General features: G+C 58.9%; 9 protein-coding genes and 1 pseudogene. 5 read left to right on the top strand and 5 right to left on the bottom strand.

What is annotated here, in order from left to right; translation table 11 throughout:
• The 3 genes from M3498_05215 to M3498_05205 all read right to left on the bottom strand — a co-directional run.
• On the bottom strand, nt 1-1988 hold a 1988-nt coding region (locus M3498_05215), incomplete at its 3' end, for an O-antigen ligase family protein (protein MDQ3458691.1).
• A 297-nt stretch (nt 1989-2285) separates the two neighbouring features.
• Nucleotides 2286-2837, bottom strand: a complete 552-nt coding sequence (locus M3498_05210) for a Uma2 family endonuclease (protein ID MDQ3458690.1) — start codon at nt 2835-2837, stop codon at nt 2286-2288.
• Nucleotides 2838-2967: 130 nt separating this feature from the next.
• Nucleotides 2968-3243: a hypothetical protein gene (locus M3498_05205; protein ID MDQ3458689.1), complete on the bottom strand. Its 276-nt coding sequence runs from the start codon at nt 3241-3243 to the stop codon at nt 2968-2970.
• Between the two features lie 67 nt (nt 3244-3310).
• Here M3498_05205 and M3498_05200 point away from each other — a divergent pair, with 67 nt between their 5' ends.
• The 3 genes from M3498_05200 (at nt 3311) to M3498_05190 (ending at nt 5125) form a co-directional block, all read left to right on the top strand.
• On the top strand, nt 3311-3643 hold the full coding sequence (locus tag M3498_05200) for a DUF433 domain-containing protein (protein MDQ3458688.1): 333 nt from the start codon (nt 3311-3313) through the stop codon (nt 3641-3643).
• A 5-nt stretch (nt 3644-3648) separates the two neighbouring features.
• The gene (locus M3498_05195) at nt 3649-4002 is read left to right on the top strand and encodes a DUF5615 family PIN-like protein (GenBank protein ID MDQ3458687.1); all 354 of its coding nucleotides are present in this window, start codon (nt 3649-3651) and stop codon (nt 4000-4002) included.
• Between the two features lie 787 nt (nt 4003-4789).
• Nucleotides 4790-5125: a helix-turn-helix domain-containing protein gene (locus M3498_05190; GenBank protein MDQ3458686.1), complete on the top strand. Its 336-nt coding sequence runs from the start codon at nt 4790-4792 to the stop codon at nt 5123-5125.
• A 166-nt stretch (nt 5126-5291) separates the two neighbouring features.
• Here the strand turns inward: M3498_05190 and M3498_05185 are convergent, their stop codons facing one another.
• On the bottom strand, nt 5292-5639 hold the full coding sequence (locus M3498_05185) for a BrnA antitoxin family protein (GenBank protein ID MDQ3458685.1): 348 nt from the start codon (nt 5637-5639) through the stop codon (nt 5292-5294).
• A 441-nt stretch (nt 5640-6080) separates the two neighbouring features.
• Here M3498_05185 and M3498_05180 point away from each other — a divergent pair.
• Nucleotides 6081-6465 (top strand): annotated as a pseudogene (locus tag M3498_05180) (IS30 family transposase).
• A gap of 2 nt (nt 6466-6467) precedes the next feature.
• Here the strand turns inward: M3498_05180 and M3498_05175 are convergent.
• A complete protein-coding gene (locus M3498_05175) occupies nt 6468-6914 on the bottom strand; it encodes a DUF433 domain-containing protein (GenBank protein ID MDQ3458684.1) in 447 nt (148 codons plus the stop codon).
• Nucleotides 6915-7225: 311 nt separating this feature from the next.
• Here M3498_05175 and M3498_05170 point away from each other — a divergent pair, with 311 nt between their 5' ends.
• Nucleotides 7226-7546 carry a nucleotidyltransferase domain-containing protein gene (locus M3498_05170; GenBank protein MDQ3458683.1) on the top strand — a complete coding sequence of 107 codons (321 nt, stop codon included), beginning with the start codon at nt 7226-7228 and terminating at the stop codon, nt 7544-7546.
• Nucleotides 7547-7826 lie beyond the last annotated feature (280 nt).

The following is a 7826-nucleotide window of genomic DNA, read 5'->3' as shown; positions in this document are numbered from 1 at the left end:
TTGGTGTCAACTGCCTCCACCCGAATCAGGTCGTCTACCGTTTGAAAGGGCCGCTGCTCTACGATTCTCTGGCTCATGACGGGGCCTATGGTGGTAATGCGCCTCAAGTCCTCGAGGCTGGCGGTATTGATATTCACGCATGGCTGTTCCTCGTTGGCAATACTGTTTCGCAGCAGCCACCTTGCATTGGTGCCCGTAAGATCATCATTTCTTAATGTATAGTCCGGAGCCGTCAGTCCTGCGCTACTTCTAGGGCTGGCTCTAGCACCTAGCCTAAGCAACTCATAGATGATCTCAGGGCTAGGATTTCTCCAAGCGGCGTACATAAGAGCTGTCCGACCTTCATAGGTGGACGTGTTGACCTCCGTTCCGGCTGTTACAAGAACAGTGATCACCTCAGGATCCTGGTTCGCGGCGGCGGCGTGCATCAGGAGGGTTTGACCGTATTCGTCGGCAAGGTTGACGTTGAACCCCCCAGCGATGAGCTCTTGTATCTCGCTCAGCGTGCTGTCACTCATTGCGGTGAGAAAGGTCGAGGTCGGGGACTGGGAAGCGCTCAGCAGGACGGACAACGCCGCGGCCGTCACCATAAGCTTGCCGACGCCGGCCATGCTCGGCTTGGCCCTGGGCGATGGTTTGTTCTTTGTATCCCAAAACGGCTCTGTGACTTGAGAGGCTGTCGGTCGCCATACGTATGTTGGCGAATACCTGCTCCTCGACCTGTAACCTCTGCTCTCCTGGAATTTGAAAAAGCTTATAAACCAGAGAAGCGTGAGGGTGTTGGGCTCCGGCCTGAGCGGTCCTGCCTCGGTAAACCCTGCAATGACGACGAAAAGTAGCGGCAGATCACGAAAGGCAATGGGCCGCTCGAGGAATGCTACGGCTTGATACAACAAAGCTAGGACCAAAAACGCGGTGCCGATGATGCCTACGCTGTGCAGGCTCTGCAAGAGCATGTTGTGGGCATGTGGGGCCTCCCAACCTAGCGTCTCATACTCTGATGCGAGCACCGAACGGCTAGCCCCATACCCGTAGCCGAGCCACGGCGACGCCTCGATCTGCTCGAGCACAAAGGTCCAGAGACCGGTGCGTCCAGTCAGCGTCACGACCTCCTGGGAGCGGCCCGAGCGGCTAAAGCCCTCGAGCACCTCGCCACCGGCCCCTGGTGATATGAGGAAGAAGAAGGCGACCACAGCGGCGATGGCCGCGCCGGGTACGATGAGCCGCGGCCGAAGACGCAGCGCGTACACCGCTCCGGCAGCCAGCAGGGCCAGCGCGGAGGTTCGGCTACCGGTGAAGGCTAGCGTCAGCAGGCCGATAGCCGCCGGTACGGCAAGAAATCGGGGGCGGATGAGTCGGTAGAGAAAGAGCAGCAGCAACACCAGCAGGAACAGGGCGACCAGGCGGCCTAGAATGTTGGCGTGAGCGGTCAGGCCGTCCATGCGGTAGACCTCCCCCGCTGGTGTCCAAAAGCCTGTTGTGCGCCCGAATTCGGGAAAGGCATAAGACAGCGCCAAAGAAACCACGATGAACAGCCCGAGGCTGGCTGCTGCCGTCAAGAGCATGGTCCTCAAGGTGAGCAGGCGCGCGGCGGCGGGGGCAAAGAGCACGAAGCCGAGCAGGATGAGCCCGACCTCGAAGGTGAAGTACGGCGTCGCCGAATAGAGCGTCGAAAGAAGCGCGAAGAGCGCGAAGAGCAGCAGGGGGAGAGCGGGCGGTCTGAGCAGCGAGCGGTAGGTGTTGGGAAGCTGAAGCAGGCCGAGCGCGAGCGCGCCCAGGCCGAGCAGCAGCCTGATCGACCGGTCTACATTGGTGCCTTCCTCCCTAAAGATGTTGAAGTGAGCGTCGAGGAAGAGGAGCAGTATGCCCAGATAGACGGCGAACGCCCAGGCGCGTCCCGTGGCGCGGCTGACCGCCGGCACGAAAAGGCTCAGCAGCGGCAGGACGCCGAGGGCGGCCAGCAGGGCGATCATCTGAACGCGCGTCACCGGACCCTCACGCCCTCGCCTCGAGCCGCGCTGCGGGGTGATGGGAAAGGGAGTGGGTGGTTGGAGCCATAGCCATACCGGAGCGAACCTCAACACGAGGACCATCCTACCCTGCTTCGGCGGGCTCGAGGCGAGTCGCTGACCAAATGAACCGCGCAAGCCCCCGGCTTTAGACGTGGGGTAAGCGGTTCAGGTTTTCGTTTCTCACACATTAGATACCTCCGTGCTGTATAATCAATGAGTCACGTCTACCAAAAAAGCCCCCGTGGGGGGCTCGAGCATCGACAAGCTTTCCTGCTAACTCTCGAACAGCTCGCTTACGGACAGCTGCCACCCCGGCACAACTTCACCGCCGTACAAGGTGTCTTCCACCTCCAGCACCTTCACCTCGGTAGGGGAGAGGTGAACGAACACCTGTTGCCTGCGGGGGTTGATGACTATAACCATTCCAGAGCCTGCCGCTAGCCACTCGGCTACCTTGTCGTTCACCTCGGTGTAGAGGTCGTTGGGCGAGACCACTTCAACCGCTAAGTCGGGTGCGCCGGGCCAGTAGCCCTGCACGGGGCCTACCTCGTCCAGGCGAGCCTGACTGACGAAAGCGACGTCCGGAGCACGTACGGTGTCGGGATCGGTGCTGAGCTTGAAGCCAGTTTCAGCGGCTGTAACCTTCCCTAATCCTTGAGCGCGTACATGGGCAATAAGTAGACCCGTGACGAGCGCGGCTAGTGTGCCATGTTCATACCCTGCCGGTGCCATCTTTTTAAGCTCTCCCCTGATCAGTTCATAACGGAATCCGTCGGAAGGTATATGGAGGAGTTCGTCAGCGGTCGTTTGTACCTGAGTGGTCACGGCTACCTCCTTCCCTTCAGTATAGAAGAGCTCGAGCCCTTCGGGTGCTGGCTGCACGGCACGTGCGTTTTTTAATAGCTCATATACTTACCTCGTTGCTGGCGGCTACCGCTTTAGGGAGAGCGTCATCTTAAAGGGCTCCAACGATAATGCCTTCCAGGTCGTTCCAGTCCGGGTTGGCGTAGGTTCTGCCCACGACCACCACCGTGGGCGTCCCCCGCAAGCCGATCTCCTTGGCCTGCTCGGTGTTGTGTTCGACCTCCTGAACGGTCATGTCCTTCTTCAGGCACGCCCTCAAGAGTCCCGGCCTGATGCCCCCTGTCCTCCCGGTAAGGTCTACCAGTGTCTGTTTGTCGACCCCCGGCAGGTTGACGATGCCGGTCGTGAGAGTAAGGCGTCTAGTCATGGCTCTACCCTAGAGACTTTCTGGCGGAGGCGCGATATGCGAAGGGACAGGGGGTATACTGAAGTACATGACGCTCATCGTCACCGCTGACCCTCCCCCCCTCATCACGGACGCCGGTGGCGTGGTGCGCGTAGGCGGTACGCGCGTGAGCCTCGACACGGTCATCATGGCCTTTTTGGAGGGCGCGACGGCTGAAGAGATCACCCAACAATACCCCCCCGCGTCACTTCCGGCTGTGTACGCCGTCATCAGCTACTACTTGAACCACTCCCATGAAGTGAACACTTACCTGCGTGAACGGCAGCAGCAGGTCGCCCAGGTTCGTCAGCAGAACGAGCGTCGCTTCGACCCTCAGGGTATCCGAGACCGCCTCTTGGCACGCCGTGCCGATAAGGGGTAGGTGGGGTGCTCAAGTTGGCTGCGGATGAGAACTTCAACAATAACATCGTGCGTGGGCTTTTGAGGCGCAATCCCAGGATAGACGTCGCACGTGTTCAAGACGTGGGGCTCTCAGGGGCAGATGATCCTACTGTGTTGGCGTGGGCAGCAGATGAGGGGCGAGTTCTCTTAACACACGACGTCACCACCATGACCCATTACGCTTATGAGCGTGTGCAAGCGGGTGAGCCGATGCCGGGCGTGTTTGAAGTAGCTCGCATGGTTCCCATCGGTTTGGCGATTGCAGACATCCTCCTGCTAGCCGAATGCAGTATTGAAGAGGAGTGGGCGGGTCAAGTGAGGTATTTGCCCCTGCGATGAGCAACACGATGTAGTACCCGCACTAGCGGGGGGCCTAGTGGCCCTACACTGTAGTACCCGCACTAGCGGGGGCCTAGTGGCCCTACACTGAGCGACGCGGAGGTCTGGGCGGACATCGTCAGGGCGCGCAACCTGGCAGCTCATGTCCAAGCGGCAGGAACACAACGAAAGTTTTCGAGCGAATTATCAAAGGCTTGCTGAGCGACGAAGAATACCGAACCCTCCAACTACATCTGGCAGCACATCCAAATAGCGGCGCGGTCATAAAAGGTACAGGCGGCCTCCGCAAGCTCAGGTGGTCGGTGGCAGGCCGAGGAAAGCGCGGTGGTGCCAGGATTATCTACTATTGGGCGGTGTCAGACAACACCATTAAGAGAGGAGTACCCGTCAAGTACCCCGCTCTAAAGAGGCGGGGCTTGTCCCTGGAGAGTAGCATGTGCCGACTTAGACACATTCCCCGAGACAATAGGCCGCTTGATACCGGCCCTAGCCCAAAAAGGCTTAGAAGCTTACCTGTCCTTAACGGCTTTAACTGTTTACCCTTAGAGGGTGCCTTTCGCCGGACGGTTCGCTTATACGTTCCAAGTTTTACCAGCACAACGTGTCGTAGTGTGCTGAACCCGTGGAACTTGGACTTTCATGGTACGCCGGACTTATTGCGTCCTGAACGCGGTATAGCAAGGTGCCCGGCGAAGCGGGTACAGAAAGGGCAAGGCTTAACGCCTTGCGGGCTACGCTCCTCCCCGGACCAAGGTCGCGGGGTATCCGCTACGCCCAGGTCTTTTTTATGAAAGAAGAGCTTTTTCAAGCACTCCTGGAGAGCGTGCGGGAAGGCAGTCGCATCCTTAGGGGAGGACAGCCCGCGAGGGTTTTCAAAGTTGAAGAGCCCGACGTGAAGGCAATCCGCCGCCGTTACGGCATGTCTCGAACCGGGTTTGCCGCCATGCTGGGCATCAGCGAGAGGACGCTGGAAGGTTGGGAGCAAAAGCGCCGCAAGCCGAAAGGGCCTGCGCAGGTGCTTCTAAGAATTGTGGCAAAGCATCCCGAGGCCGTGCTGGATGCAGTGCAGCCTGTCCAGCCAAGGTCGAATACCTCGAGGACATTGCCGGAAAGCTTGGAGTGAAGGAGGCGTGGTGAAAGACTTCGCTTATGGCTATTCACTCATCACCTTCTTTGCTCGGCAATCATCTGCGCCCGAGCCCGAGGGTGTTCTCCAATCGGTGTGCCATCCTTATGATCCCGTAACTGCCCCATGCGCTTGATGCTCGAGAGTTCGTTCTCGAGCTCTCTCACGCGTGACGGTTCCCATTCGTCCCATTCGAGAGGATGTTCAAGCGCTTCTCTTCTTCGTAGAGCCGCTCCGTCACAAAGCTCTTGAGAAGCGTTTGATACGGGATTCCTTTAGCTTTGGCGACGGCCTCGAGCCTGCCTTTGGTGTCGCGCTCGAGCTTGAGGCTGATCTGCACGGTTCCCTGCGGGCGCCGGAAGCTGCGCGTGATGGGCGTATCGAAGTCGGGGTCGGGCGTGTCGCTGAGGAGGCCCTCGCCTACCTCGTGCCTCTCCCAGAAGGCGGCGGCTTCGGTGTCGTTCTTGAACGCCGGTATCTCGCTCTGCGCCTGGATGGTCTTTGTGGGCATGCTCACCTCCTGTACGATTTCTTCTCGGCTTTTGTCGCGTCTCTCGCCATGAACGGGCGGACGCCCTCGGCCTTCTTAGAACGACGACCAGCACCCGACCATCTTCGGTTTTGCCGATGAAGCCCATGCGCCGGTCGCCGGGAGCGTTGTAGGCGCTGAACTTTCGGCGGTCCGAATCGGCTAATGCCTCTTCGACCTCCCAGGGCTCGACGCCGTGCCTGGCAATGTGGGCTATGGCTTCGTCGTCCCATAGCAACCTCATGCCTTAGCTCTACAACATCAGTTGCTGTGAGGAACGGAATATTTTTCGCCGCGCTCAAATTAGGGAAGAGCATGACAGAGCCTCTAGGGAAGCTGAAGAGGCCGCAGATCCTAGTTAAGTGAGGTTGTAGAGCTAAATTCCTCTTGGCTGCTCTTTGCCCTGTTCGCGCAGCACCCCGAAGGGACCGCACCAGCAGAAGCGTCAATGGGGCAACCATTTCTCTCTTTGAGGAACTGCCCAGCACTCCCCTGAGCTTCACCTTCGACAATGGCAAGGAGTTCAGCAAGCATCAGGAACTCAGCGAGACGCTTGATGTTCCCTGCTTTTTTGCCAACCCCTACGCTTCTTGGGAGCGTGGCTTGAACGAGCACACCAACCGTTCGTCCAGCTTGACTGGATGGGCTCTTAAGGCAGTTCTTCCCAAAGAAAACCGACTTTACCAAGGTCGCTCCACAGGAGCTTGAGCATGCCGTTAATCTCATCAACCAGCGAAAGTGCCCTGCGGAGCGGGTACCGCGCAAGTCGCTTGACTACCGCACTCCTCATGAGGTAATGTTTCCTGGACATCAGGATCGTTGCACTTCAGCCTTGAATGGGCCCTTCTTTAACACGGCAAAGGGCAACTCCTGCCTGAGACGTTCGGGTGTCCACCACCTCTCCCGCTCGAGCCGCGCCTCGATCTCTTGCGGAAAGAGTTCATAATAGCCAAGTGCGACGCGGAGTTGCTCCTCCGTCAACCAAGGGTAGTTGTCTTTCAGGCCGCGAAAACTCTCATTGCCCGCTTTCCAGGCGGCGATAATCTCCCACACATCCAGACCTGTGCCCGCGATGACCGCTCTGCGTCCGCTGGTGCCGTCGACGAAGGCAATCCCTGGGACGCGGCGCATGCGAAGTGACTCCGTCAGCAATTCCATCGTCGTTGCCGACCAGGACTTGCCTCGCTGATCCGCTTCACGTTGGATCTCACGCTCCAAGACCTCCGGCACACGGACACCTCTGGCTTTACTCGGCATGTCTCGGCTCCTTTTGTGCACATATATGCACAGTTTATCACACCTTGACTTCAAAAAGCCGTCTTCGGAGAGCGCCGCCAGCGTTTTCGACACTTTTCCGACACCCCCAGGCGTACAACCGTTGTGAAGCGCAAAAGTGCTGAGAAAGGAGAAAGACATGTCAGTAGAAAAGAACAAAGCCGTCCTGCGCTAGCTCTTTGACGCTGTGAACGCCAGCGATTTGGACCGGATGCTCGAGCTTGTTTGAGGCAGGTCGAGGGTAGGGCTCGAGGCGGCGCGGGCTATTCTGCCGTTATGAGCTACACTAAGCCATGAGGCCGGAAGTCTGCTGTGTCCTGGATGAGCTTAGGGAAGGGCTGACCACACTTTACGGTGACAGGCTGGTGAAGGTCGTGCTTTATGGCTCGCAAGCGCGTGGCGACGCCACCGACGACTCCGACATCGATGTGCTGCTCGTCTTGCGCGGGCCATTCCACCGTGCCGAGGAGATGAAGCGCACCAGCCGCCTCGTTGGAGACCTGTCCCTGAAGTACGATACGCTCGTCTCGAGACAGTTCATGTCGGACGAGGACTATCGGTGCAGCCATACGCCACTGCTCTTGAACGTGCGGCGTGAGGGGACCGTGGTTTGACTTCCGAGCAGGCGAGCCTCTTGGAGAAGGCGCGGTGCAGCTCGCGGGGCGCTGCCTTTTGCAGGAACGAGGCGTAAGCGCAGCGGACGCCTCTCTCCCGAAGAGAGCGAGCATGTGCTGCGTATTGCTCACTTGCTTGACGTTGCCAGCCGAGTGTTTGACGCTCTCGAGAGCGCGGCGGACTGGCTCAGGAGCGAGAATCTCAGCCTTGGCGGGAGGACGCCGCTCGAGTACGCCGACACGGAGATCGGCGCGCGGGAGGTCGAGAACCTCTTGGGAC

The organism is Deinococcota bacterium (genome assembly GCA_030858465.1).
Taxonomy (GTDB): Bacteria; Deinococcota; Deinococci; order Deinococcales; family Trueperaceae; genus JALZLY01.
The sequence above is the reverse complement of the archived record's forward strand: the minus strand, read 5'-3'. Positions and strand labels throughout refer to the sequence as shown.